This is a genomic window from Roseateles sp. (assembly GCF_046300915.1).
Classification (GTDB): domain Bacteria; phylum Pseudomonadota; class Gammaproteobacteria; order Burkholderiales; family Burkholderiaceae_C; genus Kinneretia.
Map to the genome: position 1 here is coordinate 19,701 of NZ_JBKCLH010000041.1, position 16,230 is coordinate 35,930.

At 68.0% G+C, this 16,230-nt stretch carries 18 protein-coding genes; 10 read left to right on the forward strand and 8 right to left on the reverse strand.

Annotation, left to right across the window (positions count from 1 at the left end):
• Window positions 1–141: 141 nt before the first annotated feature.
• The 5 genes from ACK5F2_RS02995 to ACK5F2_RS03015 are packed head-to-tail and all read right to left on the reverse strand — an operon-like array spanning window position 142 to window position 4,712.
• Window positions 142–1,140: a 2-hydroxyacid dehydrogenase gene (locus ACK5F2_RS02995; protein WP_409862663.1), complete on the reverse strand. Its 999-nt coding sequence runs from the start codon at window positions 1,138–1,140 to the stop codon at window positions 142–144.
• A gap of 23 nt (window positions 1,141–1,163) precedes the next feature.
• Complete coding sequence (locus ACK5F2_RS03000) at window positions 1,164–2,564, reverse strand: sodium:proton antiporter (protein WP_409862665.1); 1,401 nt, start codon at window positions 2,562–2,564, stop codon at window positions 1,164–1,166.
• Window positions 2,565–2,601: 37 nt separating this feature from the next.
• Window positions 2,602–3,324 (reverse strand): nitroreductase, encoded by a 723-nt coding sequence (locus ACK5F2_RS03005; protein WP_409862667.1) that lies wholly within the window; start codon window positions 3,322–3,324, stop codon window positions 2,602–2,604.
• Window positions 3,321–3,770: an acyl-CoA thioesterase gene (locus tag ACK5F2_RS03010; RefSeq protein ID WP_409862669.1), complete on the reverse strand. Its 450-nt coding sequence runs from the start codon at window positions 3,768–3,770 to the stop codon at window positions 3,321–3,323. The genes ACK5F2_RS03005 and ACK5F2_RS03010 overlap by 4 nt, the downstream gene beginning before the upstream one ends.
• 12 nt (window positions 3,771–3,782) lie before the next feature.
• Window positions 3,783–4,712 (reverse strand): histone deacetylase, encoded by a 930-nt coding sequence (locus ACK5F2_RS03015; RefSeq protein ID WP_409862671.1) that lies wholly within the window; start codon window positions 4,710–4,712, stop codon window positions 3,783–3,785.
• Between the two features lie 253 nt (window positions 4,713–4,965).
• On the opposite strand from ACK5F2_RS03015, the gene ACK5F2_RS03020 reads away from it, so the two are divergent.
• Window positions 4,966–5,523, forward strand: a complete 558-nt coding sequence (locus tag ACK5F2_RS03020) for a phasin family protein (RefSeq protein WP_409862673.1) — start codon at window positions 4,966–4,968, stop codon at window positions 5,521–5,523.
• Between the two features lie 114 nt (window positions 5,524–5,637).
• Here ACK5F2_RS03020 and ACK5F2_RS03025 read toward each other — a convergent pair whose 3' ends face one another.
• Together ACK5F2_RS03025 and ACK5F2_RS03030 are read right to left on the reverse strand one after the other, a co-directional pair.
• On the reverse strand, window positions 5,638–6,264 hold the full coding sequence (locus ACK5F2_RS03025) for an LON peptidase substrate-binding domain-containing protein (RefSeq protein WP_409862675.1): 627 nt from the start codon (window positions 6,262–6,264) through the stop codon (window positions 5,638–5,640).
• A gap of 80 nt (window positions 6,265–6,344) precedes the next feature.
• Window positions 6,345–7,265: a patatin-like phospholipase family protein gene (locus ACK5F2_RS03030; protein ID WP_409862677.1), complete on the reverse strand. Its 921-nt coding sequence runs from the start codon at window positions 7,263–7,265 to the stop codon at window positions 6,345–6,347.
• 100 nt (window positions 7,266–7,365) lie between these two features.
• Here ACK5F2_RS03030 and ACK5F2_RS03035 point away from each other — a divergent pair, with 100 nt between their 5' ends.
• From ACK5F2_RS03035 to ACK5F2_RS03075, 9 genes are all read left to right on the forward strand, one after another.
• Entirely contained in the window at window positions 7,366–7,698 is a 333-nt protein-coding gene (locus ACK5F2_RS03035; RefSeq protein WP_133603119.1) for an AraC family ligand binding domain-containing protein, read from the forward strand.
• Between the two features lie 381 nt (window positions 7,699–8,079).
• Complete coding sequence (locus ACK5F2_RS03040; protein ID WP_409862678.1) at window positions 8,080–9,771, forward strand: nitrite/sulfite reductase; 1,692 nt, start codon at window positions 8,080–8,082, stop codon at window positions 9,769–9,771.
• 12 nt (window positions 9,772–9,783) lie between these two features.
• The gene (locus tag ACK5F2_RS03045; RefSeq protein WP_409862680.1) at window positions 9,784–10,269 is read left to right on the forward strand and encodes a DUF934 domain-containing protein; all 486 of its coding nucleotides are present in this window, start codon (window positions 9,784–9,786) and stop codon (window positions 10,267–10,269) included.
• A gap of 4 nt (window positions 10,270–10,273) precedes the next feature.
• Window positions 10,274–11,074: a phosphoadenylyl-sulfate reductase gene (locus tag ACK5F2_RS03050; RefSeq protein WP_409862683.1), complete on the forward strand. Its 801-nt coding sequence runs from the start codon at window positions 10,274–10,276 to the stop codon at window positions 11,072–11,074.
• Window positions 11,071–12,030, forward strand: coding sequence for a sulfate adenylyltransferase subunit CysD (cysD, locus tag ACK5F2_RS03055; RefSeq protein WP_409862685.1), 960 nt, complete (start codon window positions 11,071–11,073; stop codon window positions 12,028–12,030). Before ACK5F2_RS03050 ends, cysD begins: the two co-directional genes overlap by 4 nt.
• 2 nt (window positions 12,031–12,032) lie before the next feature.
• Entirely contained in the window at window positions 12,033–13,340 is a 1,308-nt protein-coding gene (locus ACK5F2_RS03060) for a sulfate adenylyltransferase subunit 1 (protein WP_409862686.1), read from the forward strand.
• 22 nt (window positions 13,341–13,362) lie between these two features.
• The gene (cobA, locus tag ACK5F2_RS03065; RefSeq protein WP_409862689.1) at window positions 13,363–14,136 is read left to right on the forward strand and encodes a uroporphyrinogen-III C-methyltransferase; all 774 of its coding nucleotides are present in this window, start codon (window positions 13,363–13,365) and stop codon (window positions 14,134–14,136) included.
• Window positions 14,137–14,198: 62 nt separating this feature from the next.
• Entirely contained in the window at window positions 14,199–14,522 is a 324-nt protein-coding gene (gene fdxA / locus ACK5F2_RS03070; RefSeq protein WP_133603127.1) for a ferredoxin FdxA, read from the forward strand.
• Window positions 14,523–14,526: 4 nt separating this feature from the next.
• Window positions 14,527–15,612: an NAD(P)/FAD-dependent oxidoreductase gene (locus ACK5F2_RS03075; RefSeq protein ID WP_409862691.1), complete on the forward strand. Its 1,086-nt coding sequence runs from the start codon at window positions 14,527–14,529 to the stop codon at window positions 15,610–15,612.
• Window positions 15,613–15,654: 42 nt separating this feature from the next.
• Here the strand turns inward: ACK5F2_RS03075 and ACK5F2_RS03080 are convergent, their stop codons facing one another.
• On the reverse strand, window positions 15,655–15,870 hold the full coding sequence (locus tag ACK5F2_RS03080) for a hypothetical protein (RefSeq protein ID WP_409862694.1): 216 nt from the start codon (window positions 15,868–15,870) through the stop codon (window positions 15,655–15,657).
• Between the last annotated feature and the right edge of the window lie 360 nt (window positions 15,871–16,230).

Consider the following 16,230-nt stretch of genomic DNA (forward strand, 5'->3'; position numbering starts at 1 on the left):
AGAAACCTCGCCGGACCACGCTCCCCATACCTGATGCGCGCGCAAGACCTGACAACCGGTGCCGGTGCGCGCGTCGTGAAACGTATTTGACGTCCGCCAGCCGACACCCCTACGCAGGAATTCCTGCCAAGCGGGAATTTTTCAGCCTGTGCCCGACTCTGTTCGCAGCAACTCGGGGTTGAGTGCGGTGGGCGGATGGCCGCCGCTGAGCGCGGCGATCAGGTTGTCCACGGCCAGATGGCTCATGGCCAGTCGCGTGGGGATGGAGGCGCTGGCGATATGCGGGGTGAGCACCACATTGGGAACCTGCAGCAGGCCGGGATGAACCTGGGGCTCGCCCTCAAACACGTCCAGGCCCGCGGCCGCGATGCGGCGCTCGGCCAGGGCTTGGGCCAGGGCCGCGTCGTCCACCACGCCGCCACGGGCGATATTGGTCAGGGTGGCGCTGGGTTTCATCAGGCCCAGCTCGCGCGCACCGATCGCATGGTGCGAGGCGGGGCTGTAGGGCACGACGATCACCAGATGGTCGGCCTGCTGCAGCAGCGCGTCCTTCTCCACCCACTGGGCCGCCAGCGGCGCCTCCAGCGCGGGGGCCAGGCGGCTGCGGTTGTGATAGATCACCCGCATGCCAAAGCCCAGGTGGCCGCGGCGGGCGATGGCCTGGCCGATGCGCCCCATGCCCAGGATGCCCAGGGTGCTGCCGTGCACATCGGCACCGGCGAACATGTCGTAGCTCCATTTGTGCCACTCGCCGCGGCGCAGAAAGTGCTCGCTCTCGCTGATGCGGCGGGCCGTGGCCATCATCAGGGCAAAACCGAAGTCGGCCGTGGTCTCGGTCAGCACGTCGGGCGCATTGCTGACCAGCACGCCGCGCGCCGTGCAGGCCGGCACATCGATATTGTTGTAGCCCACGGCCATGCTGCAGACCGCGCGCAGCGCGGGGCAGGCGTCCAGCAGGGTGGCATCGATTTTTTCGGAGCCGGTGATGTAGACACCCTGCACGCCCTGCAGCCGGCGTATCAGCTCGGCCTGGGGCCAGACGCTGTCGTCCTCGTTGACCTCAACCTCGAAATGCTCGCGCAGGCGCGCGATCGCATCGTCGAAGGTGCGGCGCGCCACCAGCACGCGGGGCTTGCTCATCGGGATCTCCTTGCAGCTCGGGCTCAGCGGAACCAGATCAGGGTCATCAGCACAAAGAGCGGAATCAGCACCGCACCCGACCAGGCCATATAGCCAAAGAAGCTGGGCATCTTCACGCCGCGATCCTCGGCAATCGCCTTGACCATGAAGTTGGGCGCGTTGCCGATATAGCTGTTGGCGCCCATGAAGACCGAGCCGGCCGAGATGGCGGCCAGGGTCGGCGCCAGCGTCGTCATCAGCTGCTGCGGATCACCGCCGGCCAGATTGAAGAAGACCAGGTAGGTGGGCGCGTTGTCCAGAAAGGAGGAAAGCAAGCCGCTGAACCAGAAGTAGGCCCAGGGCAGGGGCTGGCCCTCGGGCCCGGTGACGGCGCGGGTGACGGCCGCGAAGGCGCCCTGCTCCCCGGCCTTGAGCATGGCCAGCACCGGCACCATGGTCAGGAAGATGCCGATGAAGAGCTTGGCCACCTCCTGCATGGGCGCCCAGGAAAACTGGTTCTTCTCGCGCAGGGCGCGCGGCGTGATGGCCAGGGACCAGAGGGTCACGCCCACCAGCAGCACATCGCGCAGCAGGGACTGCAGCTCCACCTCGGTGCCCAGAATGTCAAAGCTGATGCCCGGCTTCCAGATTCCGCTCATCAGCACCAGGCCCACCACGGCAGCCAAGGGCAGGAAGTTGATGCCACCCTCGATGCCGAAGCCGGCGGTATCGGGGGTCGGGTCTTGCTTGGTCACGCCCTCACGGCGGTAGTACCAGCTGTCGATCACATAGAAGATCGCCAGCAGCGACCCGATCAGGAAGAGGGTCTCGGGGAAGATGTGCTTGACCGTCCAGAAGAAGTCCACGCCCTTCAGAAAGCCCAGAAAGAGCGGCGGATCGCCCAGGGGCGTGAGCGAGCCGCCGGCATTGCTGACGATGAAGATGAAGAACACCAGCACATGGGCGTTATGCCGCCGGTTGTCATTGGCGCGGATCAGGGGCCGCACCATCAGCATGGAGGCCCCGGTGGTGCCCATGAAGCTGGCCAGCACCGCACCTATGGCCATCAGGCCCGCATTAAGCGCCGGGCTGCCGTGCAGATTGCCGCGCACAAAGATGCCGCCGGCGGTGGTGAAGAGCGCGGTGAGCAGGATGATGAAGGGCAGGTACTCGGCCAGCAGGGCATGGGCCAGCACACCGGCCGTGGCGCCCAGCCCCTGACTCAGGGCGAAGGGCAGCAGAAAGGCCAGCGCCCAGCCCGCAGCGATCTTGCCGAAGTGGTGGTGCCAGAGCTTGGGCGCAGCCAGGGGCAGGATGGCGATGGACAGCAGCATGCCCGCAAAAGGCAGACCCCAGAACACGCCGAAGGCGCGGCCGTCCAGATCGGCGGCCAGAGCCGGGCCGGCCAGGCCCAGCAGGGCCAGGGTGAGAACGAGGGACCTCATCGTGTGAGCTTGCTGTTGTTTTGGGGAGATCGACGGATCAAAGATCCAGGAATCGGGTGAAGCCCGCCACCGGCTCGCGCTCGGTGATCAGGCTGTTCTCCACCGCGGCCGGGTCGGCATAGCCCAGGGCCATGCCGCAGACCAGCTGCTGCTCGGGCTTGAGGGCCAATTCCTCGGCGATCAGACGGTGGAACTGGGTGAAGGCGGCCTGCGGGCAGGTGTGCAGGCCGCGCGCACGGGCCGCGATCATGATGTTCTGCAGGAACATGCCGTAGTCCAGCCAGCTGCCCTGCTGCATCACGCGGTCGATGGTGAAGATCAGCCCCACCGGCGCGTCGAAGAACAGGTAGTTGCGGCCATGCTGCTCGTGCATGCGCAGCTTGTCGCCCTTGGCAATGCCCAGCAGGCCGTAGAGGTCCCAGCCCACCTTGCGGCGGCGGTCGATATAGGGCGAGACCCATTCGCGCGGGTAGTAGGCGTACTCCTCGCCGTGGGTGGCGAGCTCCTCGGGGTCGTCGTAGGCGGCGGTGATGCGCTGGGAGAGCCGTACCTTGGCCGCGCCGGTCAGCACATGCACCTGCCAGGGCTGGGTGTTGGTGCCCGAGGGCGCACGCGCGGCCACACGCAGGATGTCCTCGATCAGGGACCGCTCCACGGGCCGTGGCAGGTAGGCGCGCATGGAGTGCCGGGTCGTGATGGCCGCATCGATGGCGGCCGTGGCGGCGCTGTCGGGCGACTCGAAGGCGGAGAACGAGCTCATGGCAGTTGCAGTCCTTTCAAGGCATTCAGGGTGGCAGGGGGCAGCGCGCTCACCGGCCGGCGGCTCTCACGCTCCACATAGACATGGACGAAATGGCCGCAGGCGGCGGATAGGGGCTCACCTGCGGCAAAGAGCCCGATCTCGTAGCGCACGCTGGAGCGGCCCAGATGCGCCACGCGCAATCCGGCCTCGACGCGCTGCGGGAAGGCCAGCGAGGCAAAGAAGTTGCAGTGCGTCTCCACCACCAGGCCGATGACCTGCCCCGCATGGATGTCCAGCGCGCCCTGTTCGATCAGGTACTGGTTCACCGCGGTGTCGAAGAGGCTGTAGTAGATGACGTTGTTGAGGTGGCCGTAGATGTCGTTGTCCATCCAGCGGGTGGACAGGGGCATGAAATGCCGGTAGGCCTCGCGGCCCTGGGCCTGGGGTCGGTGCTCCTCACTCATGCCCGCATTCTTTCATCGCCCCAGCTGCCAGAGCCGCCAGCTGTGCGCGGCGGCGCTCAGGGTATTCACCTGCACCGTCAGCATGGCGTCCAGGTCCTCGCCGTAGCCGCCGGCCATGCTCAGCGCCACCGGGATGCGACGCTCCCGCAGGGCCTGCAGCACCCGGCGGTCGCGCTCCAGCATGCCGGCGGTGCTGAGCTTGAGCCGGCCCAGGCGGTCGCCCTCATGGGGATCGGCCCCGGCCAGATAGAAAGCCAGGCCCGGCGCCGGGCAGCGCGCCCAGACCTGGTCCAGCGCCTGGTCCAGGGCCTGCAGATAGGCCTCGTCACCACAGCCATCGGGCAGATCCACATCCAGATCGCTGGCCTCCTTGCGGAAGGGAAAGTTGCGGGCCCCGTGCATGGAGAAGGTGAAGACGCTGGGATCCTCGCGAAAGATGGCGGCCGTGCCATTGCCCTGGTGCACATCCAGATCCACGACCAGGACCTGCAGTTCCTGCCTGCCCTCGCGCCGGGCCATGGCCTGCATCTGGCGCGCCGCCACGGCCACATCATTGAACACGCAGTAACCCGAGCCTTTGTCGGCATAGGCATGGTGGGTGCCACCGGCCAGATTGGCGCCCACCCCCTCGGCCAGGGCGGCACGCGCCGCTTCCAGGGTCGCCCCCACCGAGCAGCGCGAGCGCAGCGCCATGGAGGGCGACCAGGGAAATCCAATCTCGCGCTGCTGGGCCGCGCTCAAGCTGCCCTGGAAGACGGCCTGCACGTAGTGCGGGCTGTGGACACGCAGCAGGGCCTGAGCCTCGGCCAGCGGCGCGGGCGCAATCCGGAACGGCGGCCCCAGGGCCTCCAGCCGCTGGCGCAGCAGGCCGTACTTGGCCTCGGGAAAGCGGTGACCGGGCGGAAGCTCCAGGCGGTAGGCATCGGCATGAAAGGCTTGCATGGCCCTGCACCATAACCGCTGGGCCAAGAGCCTGCCGATCACGGCGCGTCACCAGGGTGTCATGCGCTCACGGCAGTCTTGGCAGCCATCCGGGCGCTGGCCAACAGGAATTTTTGTTGCATTGCACAAAAAAGTGCTTGCAATCAATGGCAGCGTCCTTATACTGAATCATGTTGCGGTGCAGCAATTGCGATTGAACGGCACCGAAGAGTTCTCAACAGTCTCTGCCTATCAACCTCACAGGAGCTATTCCATGTTGACCGCTGAACAAGTTTTCGCCGCCCACAAAGCCAATATCGAGACCCTTTTCGGTCTGACCAACAAGGCCTTTGAAGGTGTGGAGAAGCTGGTCGAGCTGAATCTGCAAGTCGCCAAGACCGCCCTGGGCGAGGCTGCCGAGACCGCCAACGCCGCCCTGTCCGTCAAGGACGCCCAGGAGCTGCTGAATCTGCAAGCCTCGCTGCTGCAGCCCAGCGCCGAGAAGGCCGCTTCCTACAGCCGCCACCTCTACGACATCGCTTCCAGCACCCAGGCCGAAGTGGCCAAGGTGGCCGAGGCCCAGATCGCCGACGCCCAGCAGAAGTTCACCGCCGTGGTGGACAGCCTGGCCAAGAACGCGCCCGCCGGCACCGAGAACGCCGTGGCCCTGGTGAAGTCGGCCGTGGCCGCCGCCAACAACACCTTCGAGTCGGTGCAAAAGGCCGCCAAGCAGGCCGGCGAGATCGCCGAGGCCAATTTCCAGGCCGCCACCAGCACCGCCGTCAAGGCCAGCCAGACCGCCAGCCGCTCCAGCAAGCGCGCTGCCGCCTGAGCACGTACCGTTTGTCTCCTCGGTACCCCAAGAAGCCGCAAGCTTCCCAAGTACCCTTGAAGCCCGGCCTCGGCCGGGCTCTTTTTTTGCCCGAACGCCGGGGGCGAGCGCGCGTCAGCGTCCCCCGACGCCCAGGCGCTCCAGCTGGTCACCCAGCAGCTCCAGGCGCAGCAGCGGGTTGTCCAGGGCCAGCAAGCGTTGCTTTTCCAGCGGGGACAGGGGCAGCAGCTCTGCCCAGCGGTTGGCCAGCCAGGCACAGTCATCCCAGCGGTAGGGCGGCTGCACCGGCATGTCCTCGGCCGCCGCGCCCGTCTCCAGGGTGTGCAGCAGGCGCTGCATCAGCGGCGCCAGGGGCTGCAGATCCTCCGGCACGGGCAGCTCCAGCTCCTCTTCCAGCAACTCCAGCTCACCCATCCACAGGCCATGCGGCAGACAGTGGGGCTCGAGCAGGCGGAATCGGCGCCCACCTCGGCAGCGAATCTGCAGCAGCCCCGGCCGCGGACGCTCCACGCGCTCCAGATGGGCCAAGGTGCCCAGGCTTTCGAAGCGCTCGGTCAGAAAGCCCTCACCCGGTCCGCGCTGACGCACCTCCATCCCCTCGGTGAGCATCAGCACGCCGAAGGGCTCACCACTCTTCTCACAGCGCTGGACCAGATCCAGGTAGCGCGGCTCGAAGATGCGCAGGGACAGCAGCCCCCCGGGAAACAGCGGTGACTGGAGCGGAAAGAGGGCCGTTTGCATGATGGCGCCAGCATAGCCCGCGCTGCGGATGGCGGCGCGATCGGGTTTTCAGGCCGGCCAGGGGCCGAGGTCGGACGGGCTCAGCGCGTCTTGGCCGCGATGCGCTGACGCAGCGTGGGCAGCAGGGCCAGGGCGGCCTCGCGACCGGCCTGTATGCTGCGCCGCCGCGCGCTGAAATCGGCGCTGCCTATGCCCGCGAGCTGGGGCCGCATCACCACGTCCGCCTCGCGCAGCTCGTAGCTGTTGATGCTGCGACTCATGATGGCAAAGGTCTGCAGCAGCATGCGCATGGCGTCACCCAGAGGCTTGTCCTCGGGCGGTGAGCTGATGTCCACCGCGATCACCAGCTCCGCCCCCATCTGCCGCGCCTGACGCACCGGCACAGGCGCCACCAGACCGCCATCCACGAACTCGCGCCCGCCGATCTTCACCGGCTGGAACACCGCAGGCACGGCGCTGGAGGCGCGCACCGCCGTGCCCGTGTCGCCGCTGCGAAAGAGCACGCCCGAGCCATCGGCCAGATCGGTGGCCAGAATGCCCAGAGGCAGGCTCATCTGCTCGATGGTCTTGTTGCCGGTGCGCTCTCGCACATAGCGGGCCAGGGCCTCACCGCGGATCAGGCCGCGGCCCGGGAAGGCCCAATCCGTGATCGCCCCTTCGTCCATGCCCTCGGCCAGGGCCTGCATTTCCTTGCCGTTCTTGCCCGAGGCATAGAGCGCCGCCACCAGGGAGCCGGCCGAGGTGCCGGCAACCAGGTCGACACCGATACCGTTCTCCTCCAGCACCTGGATAACGCCGATATGGGCAAAGCCGCGCGCCGCACCACCGCCGAGGGCCAGGCCGATGCGAGGGGGTTTGGGCGCCGGGCGCGGCCCGGCGGGCGGGGCATCCGGCTGGGCCGGCGCGGTCGGGGCCTCGGAGCCGCCGATCAGGGGAACGCTGGAACAGGCGGCGAGCGCCAGGGGGGCCAGCAGCAGGCCCCGACGAGACAGAGAAGACATGGGGCGGATTCTAGAGAGCGCCGCGACTCCGACGCGCGGCACAAGCCTGGCTGTATGAGAATGCACGCACACAGCTCAATGGCTGCAGGAGATCCTCATCATGGCCCTGACCCACGCCAAGCATGGACAGCTGATCGATCTGGCGCCCCTGGCCGATGGCAGCACCGACAGCCCCAGCACCAGCCTGATCAAGACCGAGCAGCTGCAGCTCATTCACATGGTGCTGCACGCCGGTCAGCGCATGCCACAGCACAAAGTGGCCGGCGAGTTGGTGCTGCAGTGTCTGGCGGGTCGCGTGCGTCTGCAGATGCCCGGCACCGAGCAGCCTCTGGCCGCCGGCCAACTCACGGTGCTGCGGGCGGGGGAGCCGCATGCGGTGCTGGCCGAACAGGACAGCTGCGTGCTGCTGACCCTGCTGCTGCCGGCCCACTGAGGCCGGGCGACAAATCGCCCCCCGCCCCCCGCCGCCCGCGGAAGCGGAGGCTCCTTCATATACTTATCTACAAATAAGCAATCTACGAATTTGTAGTTCTTATATATATAAAGCTTCCATACAGTCCGCCTCCTAGGCTTGGGAATCCCTGTCCCGGCCCTACCCATCGGGAGCAGCGGATTTGTTGTTGGACTGGATGCGATCGCGAGAGGCCTCGGCCCGCTTGTCAGCCTCGACGAGGCTGGAAGCGGTCCATCCCACATCCGGCTGGATGCCCAGTTCCGCCGCCCGCCCGACGACGCGTAGCGCAGCCTGCTGTGCCTCTCACCGCTGATGCACAGCGGCCCAGCGATTCACTGATTTCGTAGTTCCGCGCAAGCCATGTACGCCTATACCGACTTCGACCGCCAGTTCGTGCGCGCCCGCGCCGCCCAGTTCCGCGACCAGCTGGAACGCAATCTGGCCGGCACCCTCAGCGATGACGAGTTCCGCCCCCTGCGCCTGCAGAACGGCTGGTATGTGCAGCGCCATGCGCCCATGCTGCGCGTGGCCGTGCCCTATGGGGTGCTGTCCGCGCGCCAGCTGCGCCGCCTGGCCGAAATCGCCCGCAAATGGGACCGCGGCTACGGTCACTTCACCACCCGCCAGAACCTGCAATACAACTGGATCCCGCTGAAGGACGCCGCCGATGTGATGGACGCCCTGGCCGAGGTGGACATGCACGGCATCCAGACCAGCGGCAACTGCATCCGCAACATCACCACCGACGGCCTGGCCGGCGTGGCGCCCGACGAGATCGTGGACCCGCGCCCCTATGCGGAAGTGCTGCGCCAGTGGAGCACCCTGCACCCCGAGTTCGCCTTCCTGCCGCGCAAGTTCAAGATCGCCATCTCGGGCGCCGCCGAGGACCGCGCGGCCATCGCCTGGCATGACATCGGCCTGCAGCTCAAGAAGAACGCCGAGGGCGAGGTGGGCTTCCAGGTGCTGGTGGGCGGCGGCATGGGCCGCACCCCCATCATCGGCCAGGTGATCCACGACTTCCTGCCCTGGAACCAGATCCTGGTCTATCTGGAGGCCATCGTGCGCGTCTACAACCGCTATGGCCGCCGCGACAATATGTACAAGGCCCGCATCAAGATCCTGGTCAAGGCCGAGGGCCAGGCCTTCTTCGACGCGGTCAACACCGAGTTCCAGCAGATCCTCAGCGATGACGCTGGCGGCCACGAACACCTGATTCCCCAGGCCGAGCTGGACCGCGTGGCGGCCAGCTTCACGACCCCGGTCGGCGTGAGCGCCCTGCCCGCGCAGGACATTTTCGAAGGGGCCCAGGGCGCCTACAAGCGTTGGCTGGAGCGCAATGTGCACGCTCACCGCCTGAGCGGCTACCGCGGCGTGACGCTCTCGCTCAAGCGCGCGGCCCTGCCGCCGGGCGATGCGACCGATGCGCAGATGGAAGCCGCCGCCGCGCTGGCCGAGCGCTTCAGCCACAGCGAGCTGCGCGTGACCCACGACCAGAACCTGCTGCTGCCCTGGGTGCGCGAGAGCGATCTGGGCGCGCTCTACGAGCTGGCCAAGGCCCATGGCTTTGCCACCCCGAACATCGGCCTGCTCTCCGACATGATTGCCTGCCCGGGCGGTGACTTCTGCGCCCTGGCAAACGCCCGCTCCATCCCGGTGGCGGCCGCCATCACCGAGCGCTTCCAGGACCTGGACGAGCTCTACGACATCGGCGACATCGATCTGCACATCAGCGGCTGCATCAACTCTTGCGGCCACCACCACAGCGGCCATATCGGCATCCTGGGCGTGGACAAGGACGGTGCCGAGTGGTACCAGATCACGCTGGGCGGCTCGGACGGCTCCACCCTCTCGGGTGCTGCCGTGCCCGGCAAGGTGATCGGCCCCAGCTTCGCGGCCGACGAGGTGCCCGATGTGATCGAGTCCCTGATCCAGACCTACCGCAGCGAGCGCGCAGCCCATGAGCGCTTCATCGACACGGTGCGCCGTGTGGGCCTGGAGCCCTTCAAGGCGCCGGCGAACGCCCAGCGCACCCTGACCGCTGCCGCCCGCTGAAAGAGCAAGACCATGAAGTTCATCGACTCTCACCATGACCAATGGCACCGCGTCCTCGGCGAGGACGGCCCCAAGCCCGACCCCGATCCCGCGCCCCATCTGCTGCTGAGCCTGGAGCAATGGCATGCCGTGCGCGGCCACTGGCCCGCCGACCTGCCCACGGCCGTGGAAGTGCCCAATGATTACGACGTCGAGGGCCTGGCTCCCGATCTGCCACGCCTGGCCCTGATCGTGCTGCAGTTCCCCAAGTGGGTGGACGGCCGCGCCTACAGCCAGGCCCGCCTGCTGCGCAGCCGCTACCGCTTTGCCGGCGAGATCCGCGCCACCGGCGAGGTGCTGGTGGACATGGTGCTGCTGGCCGCCCGCACCGGCTTTGACGCCGTGCAGCTGCGCGCCGACCAGAGCCTGGAGGCGGCCCAGCGTGCGCTGAGCTTCTTCCCCGGGCACTACCAGGGCGACACCCAGCAGGCCAAGCCGCACTTCGCGGTGCAGGGCTGACGCCATGAGCGGCGCGACCTCCTCCTTGCTGCCCGGCGCGGCCGCTGGCGCCTCGGCCATCGGTCTGTACGCCCGCCCGACGCCCGGCTTCGAGGCGCGCGTGGCTGAGACCCTGGCGCTGCTGCAGCAGGCCGTGACGGCGCATGGCAGCGGCCTCATACAGTCCACCAGCCTGGGCGCCGAGGACATGGTGATCACCGACCTGATCGCCCGCCACGGCCTGGCCATCCCCATCGCCACCCTGGACACCGGCGCCCTGCATGAGCAGACCCTGGCCCTGATCCCCGCCATCGAGCAGCGCTATGCGATCAAGGTGCAGGTCTTCAGCCCGGTGCAGGAAGCGGTGATCCAGTTCGTCGGGACGAATGGCGAGCGCGCCATGTACGAGAGCCTGGCACTGCGCAAGGCCTGCTGCGGCCTGCGCAAGCTGGAGCCGCTGGCGCGCATGCTGAACGGTGCCACGGCCTGGATCACCGGCCTGCGCCGCGAGCAAAGCGCCAACCGCGCCGAGGTGCCGTTTGACGAGGACGACGGCCAGGGCCGCCGCAAGCTCAATGTGCTGGCGGCCTGGAGCTGGGCCGATGTCTGGCACTACATCCAGGCCTACCAAGTGCCCTACAACGCCCTGCACGACCAGTTCATGCCCAGCATAGGCTGTGCGCCCTGCACCCGGGCCATCGCCGTGGGCGAGGACTTCCGCGCCGGACGCTGGTGGTGGGAGGACGAGAACGCCAAGGAATGCGGCCTGCACAAGTCGCACTCCAACGAAGAGTTGAACACGAAGAAGTCAGGAGCCCCGGCATGAACGCCCCGGTCAATCTCGAGAAACTGCTGCCCCAGGTGGACCACCGCCATCTGGACCATCTGGAAGAAGAGGCCATCTTCATCCTGCGCGAAGTGGCCGGCGCCTTCGAGCGCCCGGGCCTGCTCTTTTCCAGCGGCAAGGACAGCTGCGTGGTGCTGCACCTGGCCGAGAAGGCCTTCAAGCAGCGCCAGACTGACGGCAGCTTCAAGGGCCGCCTGCCCTTCCCCCTGGTGCATGTGGACACCGGTCACAACTTCCCCGAGGTGATCGAGTTCCGCGAGCGCCGCGCCGCCGAGCTGGGCGACCGCCTGATCGTGGCGCATATGGACGAGTCCATCGCCCGCGGCACCGTGCGCCTGGCCCATCCGCTGGAGTCGCGCAACGGCCACCAGACCGTGACCCTCTTGGAAGCCATCGAGGAGCACCGCTTCGATGTGCTGATCGGCGGCGCCCGCCGCGACGAGGAGAAGGCCCGCGCCAAGGAGCGCATCTTCAGCCACCGCGACGGCTTCGGCCAGTGGCAGCCCAAGGAGCAGCGCCCCGAGCTCTGGAATCTGTTCAACACCCGCATCCGCCCGGGCGAGCATTTCCGCGCCTTCCCCATCAGCAACTGGACCGAGCTGGACGTTTGGCTCTACATCGCCCGCGAGAACATCGCCCTGCCCAGCCTCTACTACGCCCACCAGCGCCCCGTGGTGCGCAAGAAGGGCCTGCTGGTGCCGGTGACCGAGGTCACCCCGCCCGAGGCCGGCGATGTGGTGGAAACCGAGACCGTGCGCTTTCGCACCGTGGGTGACATGACCTGCACCTGCCCGGTGGAGAGCAGCGCCGCCTCGGCCCAGGACATCGTGGCCGAGACCCTCACCGTCACCATCAGCGAGCGCGGCGCCACCCGCATGGACGATCGCACCTCCGACGCCTCCATGGAGCGTCGCAAGAAGGAAGGCTACTTCTGATCATGAGCGCAGTTCCCGACAACATCGTCCACCAGCAGGACGTCGACACCCAGCACCGCGCCCTGCGCTTCCTCACCGCCGGCAGCGTGGACGATGGCAAGAGCACCCTGATCGGCCGCCTGCTCTATGACAGCCGCGCCATCCTGGCCGACCAGCTGGACACGCTGGAGAAGCGCGCCGCCGGTGCGCCCATCGACCTGTCCCTGCTGACCGACGGCCTGGAGGCCGAGCGCGAGCAGGGCATCACCATCGATGTGGCCTACCGCTACTTCGCCACCAAGACCCGCAAGTTCATCATTGCGGACGCGCCGGGCCATGAGCAGTACACCCGCAATATGGTCACGGCCGCGGCCGGCAGCGATGCCGCCGTGGTGCTGGTGGACATCACCAAGCTGGACCTGAGCCAGCCCGAGGTGGCCCTGCTGCCCCAGACCCGCCGCCACAGCCTGCTGGCCCATCTGCTGCGCGTGCCCAGCATCGTGTTCGCCATCAACAAGATCGACGCCCTGGCCGAGCCCGGCGCCGCCAAGGCGGGTTTCGCCAAGGTGAGTGCCGCCCTGCGCGCCTTCGCCGAGCAGGCCGGCATCGCGGTGACGGCCATCATCCCGGTCTCGGCCCTGCGCGGCGACAACGTCACCCAGCCCCTGGACGCCGACTGGTACGACGGCCCCTCCCTGCTGCAGGTGCTGGAAGGCCTGCCCGCGCTGCAGGAGCGGGTCGAGGGCCAGTTGCTGATCCCCGTGCAATACGTCGCCCGCGAGGGTGAGGGCACGGGTCACCAGCCCCGCACGCTCTGGGGCCGCATCGCCCACGGCCAGGTGCAGGCCGGCGATGAGGTGCAGATCCTGCCCAGCGGCGAGAAGGCCATCGTGGCCGAGGTGCGCCGCGCCGGCGAGACCGTGGCCCATGCCGTGGCCGGCGAGTCGGCCGGCCAGGTGCTGGTCCGCCCGCTGGATGTGCGCCGCGGCGACTGGATCCTCACGCCTGGCAGCGCCACCCCGGTGCAGAGCTTCGAGGCCACGCTGGCCTGGCTGGACACCGAGCCCGCCCAGCTGGGCCGCAAATACTGGGTGCGCCATGGCAACCGCTGGGTCCAGGCCCGCATCGCCGCCATCGAGCACAAGCTGGACATCCACAGCCTGGCCGAGGCCGAGGCCCAGGAGCTGGCCGTCAACGAGATCGGCCATGTGCGCATCGAGCTGCAGGCCGCCCTGCCGGTGGAGCCCTATGCGGCCAACCGCGTGGGCGGCTCGCTGATCGTGGTCGACCCCAGCAGTAACCGCACCTCGGGTGCGTTGCTGGTGCGCTGAAGAAGCCAGAAAGGGCCGCTCCATGGTACGCGTCATCTTCGTCAGCGCCGGCCCCGGCGCGGCCGATCTCATCACCCTGCGCGGCGCGCGCGCTTTGCAGCAGGCCGAGGTGGTGCTGTTCGACGCGCTCACCGACCCCGCCCTGCGCGAACTCGCGCCCCAGGCCCAGTGGCTGGATGTGGGCAAACGGGGTTTTTGCGACTCCACGGCCCAGACCGCCATCGACGCCCTGCTGGTGAAGATGGCGCGCCAGCACGGCGTGGTGGTGCGGCTCAAGGGCGGTGACGCCAGCGTCTTCGGCCGCCTGGAAGAGGAGCTGCAGGCCCTGGCCGCCGCCGGGATCGACAGCGAAGTGGTGCCCGGCGTGACCGCCGCCATCGCCGCCGCCGCCCAGACCCAGCGCCCCTTGACCCGCCGCGGCGCCGGCCGCAGCGTCAGCCTCACCACGGCCATGACCCGCGAGGGTGATCTGCAGGCCGCCCGCAGCGCCGACACCGAAGTCTTCTACATGGCCGGCCGCCAGCTGGCCGCCCTGTCCCGCAAGCTGCTGGAAGCCGGCTGGGCGCCCGACACGCCCTGCAGCGTGGTCTCCCGCGCCGGATGGCCCGACGCCCTCAGCAGCGAACATGCGGTGTCGGGTCTTGCCGCCGCCACCCTGCTGCACCGCGGCCGCCCCACGGTGGTGGTGGTGGGCGCCGGGGCCGCGCCCGTGGCGGGCGTCGCCCGCCCCGCGGCCGGCAGCATGGCCCTGCATCTTGCGCAGGAACAAGCCGGCGATACGGCCCTCAGCGGCTAAAATCCGCCGCTGCCCTCAGGCCCGGCAGGGCCGTCGCCCCATAAGAATCGAGTTGCCCCACCATGACCCACGTCGTTACCGAAGCCTGCATCCGCTGCAAGTACACCGATTGCGTCGACGTCTGCCCCGTTGACTGCTTCCGCGAAGGTCCCAATTTCCTGACCATCGATCCGGATGAGTGCATCGACTGCGCGGTCTGCATCCCCGAGTGCCCGGCCAATGCCATCGTGCCGGAGGAAGATGTGCCGGGCAATCAGCAGCACATGATCAAGCTCAATGCCGAGCTGGCCAAGTCCTGGCCCAGCATCACCAAGCGCAAGCCGGCCCTGCCGGATGCCGATGAGTGGAAGGACAAGACCGGCAAGCTCTCCGAGCTGATCCGCTGAAGCCATGAGCGACAGCCGCCCCACCGCGCCCATCGAAACCGATGCCCTGATCGTCGGGGCGGGGCCGGTGGGCCTGTTCCAGGTCTTCGAGCTGGGCCTGCTGGAAATCAAGGCCCACATCATCGACTCCCTGGCCTACCCGGGCGGTCAGTGCATTGAGCTCTATCCCGACAAGCCCATCTATGACATCCCGGCCCTGCCGGTGGTGACGGGCAAGGAGCTCACCGACAATCTGCTCAAGCAGATCGAGCCATTTGGCGCCACCTTCCATCTGGGCCAGGAGGTGCAGGTGGTGGAAAAGCGCGCCGAGGACGGCCGCTTCTTCGTGCAGACCTCCAAGGGCACGCAGTTCCTGGCCAAGACGATTTTCATCGCCGGGGGTGTGGGCAGCTTCCAGCCGCGCACGCTCAAGGTCGAGGGCGTGGAGCCCCACGAGGGCAGCCAGGTGCACTACCGCGTGCGCAGCCCCGAGCAGTTCGCGGGCCAGAATCTGCTGATCATCGGTGGCGGCGACTCGGCCCTGGACTGGGCCCTGAACTTCTGCGCCGCCCATGAGGACGGCAACCCCCACAAGGCCGAGAGCGTGATCCTGCTGCACCGGCGCGACGGCTTCAAGGCCGCGCCGGCCAGCGTGGCCAAGATGCAGGCCCTGTGCGAGGCCCAGGAGATGCAGTTCCTGGTGGGCCAGGTCACTGGCATCGTGGAGCAGGACGGCCGCCTGACCGGCACCAAGGTGACGGGCGCCGATGGCGTCACCCGCATCGTGCCCTGCGACCAGGTGCTGGCCTTCTTCGGCCTCAGCCCCAAGCTGGGCCCCATCGCCGACTGGGGCCTGGCCCTGGAACGCAAGCAGATCGTGGTGGACACCGAGAAGTTCGAGACTTCGGTGCCTGGCATCTTCGCCGTGGGCGATGTGAACACCTACCCGGGCAAGAAGAAGCTCATCCTCTCGGGCTTCCACGAGGCCGCGCTGGCCGCTTTTGGCGCCGCGCCCTATGTTTTCCCCGAGAAGCGCGTGCATCTGCAATACACCACCACCAGCCCCAAGCTGCACAAGGTGCTGGGCGTGGAGTCGCCGGTCTTCGACTGAGCGGTCTGGCCGCCCAGGAGCGCACGCGCTGGCCCGGGGGACTCAGCCGATGATCTTCACCGGCACCGCGCCGCGGCGCACCTGGTCGCCCAGCACCGTGGGCCAGTACTGACCCTCCGCATTGCGCACCACCAGGCCCAGCTCGGCGTAGCGCTGCTGCAGGCGCTCCGGCACCTCCTTGCCGCCAGGGACCTGGGGCATGAACCAGAGAAAGTCGCGTTCTTCCTGCGTCAAGGCGATGGTGGGTGTGTCGGACATGGGGACAGCCTGGAACTGGCGAGGGAAATGGTCGGCCGCCATTATCGCGGTGGGGGGCGCCGCTACAATCCGCAGCGCTTCGCCAGGCTTGGCGGAGCTTCGCTAGGGGTGCTGGCCGAGGGAAACCTCGCTGGCTGAGAAAGTCCCTTTGAACCTGATCGGCGGTGCACAAGTGCCGCCATGCCGGCCCAGCCGGCACGAGGTAATCCTCGCGCAGGGAAGCACGCCCGCACGGCATCTGTCCGTGCCGCCGGTCCCGCCGCAGCACTTTCTCGCTGCCGGGCCGCGGGTTCTTGAGCTCCCCTGCCATCGTCTGTTGCAGAGAAGTACGAAACCGATGGCCCCCACACTCCACCCGTC

Excerpts from the sequence above, each read along its gene's own strand:
- ACK5F2_RS02995 (WP_409862663.1), bottom strand. The coding sequence starts at position 1,140 with ATGAGCAAGCCCCGCGTGCTGGTGGCGCGCCGCACCTTCGACGATGCG.
- ACK5F2_RS03000 (WP_409862665.1), bottom strand. The coding sequence starts at position 2,564 with ATGAGGTCCCTCGTTCTCACCCTGGCCCTGCTGGGCCTGGCCGGCCCG.
- ACK5F2_RS03005 (WP_409862667.1), bottom strand. The coding sequence starts at position 3,324 with ATGAGCTCGTTCTCCGCCTTCGAGTCGCCCGACAGCGCCGCCACGGCC.
- ACK5F2_RS03010 (WP_409862669.1), bottom strand. The coding sequence starts at position 3,770 with ATGAGTGAGGAGCACCGACCCCAGGCCCAGGGCCGCGAGGCCTACCGG.
- ACK5F2_RS03015 (WP_409862671.1), bottom strand. The coding sequence starts at position 4,712 with ATGCAAGCCTTTCATGCCGATGCCTACCGCCTGGAGCTTCCGCCCGGT.
- ACK5F2_RS03020 (WP_409862673.1), top strand. The coding sequence starts at position 4,966 with ATGTTGACCGCTGAACAAGTTTTCGCCGCCCACAAAGCCAATATCGAG.
- ACK5F2_RS03025 (WP_409862675.1), bottom strand. The coding sequence starts at position 6,264 with ATGCAAACGGCCCTCTTTCCGCTCCAGTCACCGCTGTTTCCCGGGGGG.
- ACK5F2_RS03030 (WP_409862677.1), bottom strand. The coding sequence starts at position 7,265 with ATGTCTTCTCTGTCTCGTCGGGGCCTGCTGCTGGCCCCCCTGGCGCTC.
- ACK5F2_RS03035 (WP_133603119.1), top strand. The coding sequence starts at position 7,366 with ATGGCCCTGACCCACGCCAAGCATGGACAGCTGATCGATCTGGCGCCC.
- ACK5F2_RS03040 (WP_409862678.1), top strand. The coding sequence starts at position 8,080 with ATGTACGCCTATACCGACTTCGACCGCCAGTTCGTGCGCGCCCGCGCC.
- ACK5F2_RS03045 (WP_409862680.1), top strand. The coding sequence starts at position 9,784 with ATGAAGTTCATCGACTCTCACCATGACCAATGGCACCGCGTCCTCGGC.
- ACK5F2_RS03050 (WP_409862683.1), top strand. The coding sequence starts at position 10,274 with ATGAGCGGCGCGACCTCCTCCTTGCTGCCCGGCGCGGCCGCTGGCGCC.
- cysD (WP_409862685.1), top strand. The coding sequence starts at position 11,071 with ATGAACGCCCCGGTCAATCTCGAGAAACTGCTGCCCCAGGTGGACCAC.
- ACK5F2_RS03060 (WP_409862686.1), top strand. The coding sequence starts at position 12,033 with ATGAGCGCAGTTCCCGACAACATCGTCCACCAGCAGGACGTCGACACC.
- cobA (WP_409862689.1), top strand. The coding sequence starts at position 13,363 with ATGGTACGCGTCATCTTCGTCAGCGCCGGCCCCGGCGCGGCCGATCTC.
- fdxA (WP_133603127.1), top strand. The coding sequence starts at position 14,199 with ATGACCCACGTCGTTACCGAAGCCTGCATCCGCTGCAAGTACACCGAT.
- ACK5F2_RS03075 (WP_409862691.1), top strand. The coding sequence starts at position 14,527 with ATGAGCGACAGCCGCCCCACCGCGCCCATCGAAACCGATGCCCTGATC.
- ACK5F2_RS03080 (WP_409862694.1), bottom strand. The coding sequence starts at position 15,870 with ATGTCCGACACACCCACCATCGCCTTGACGCAGGAAGAACGCGACTTT.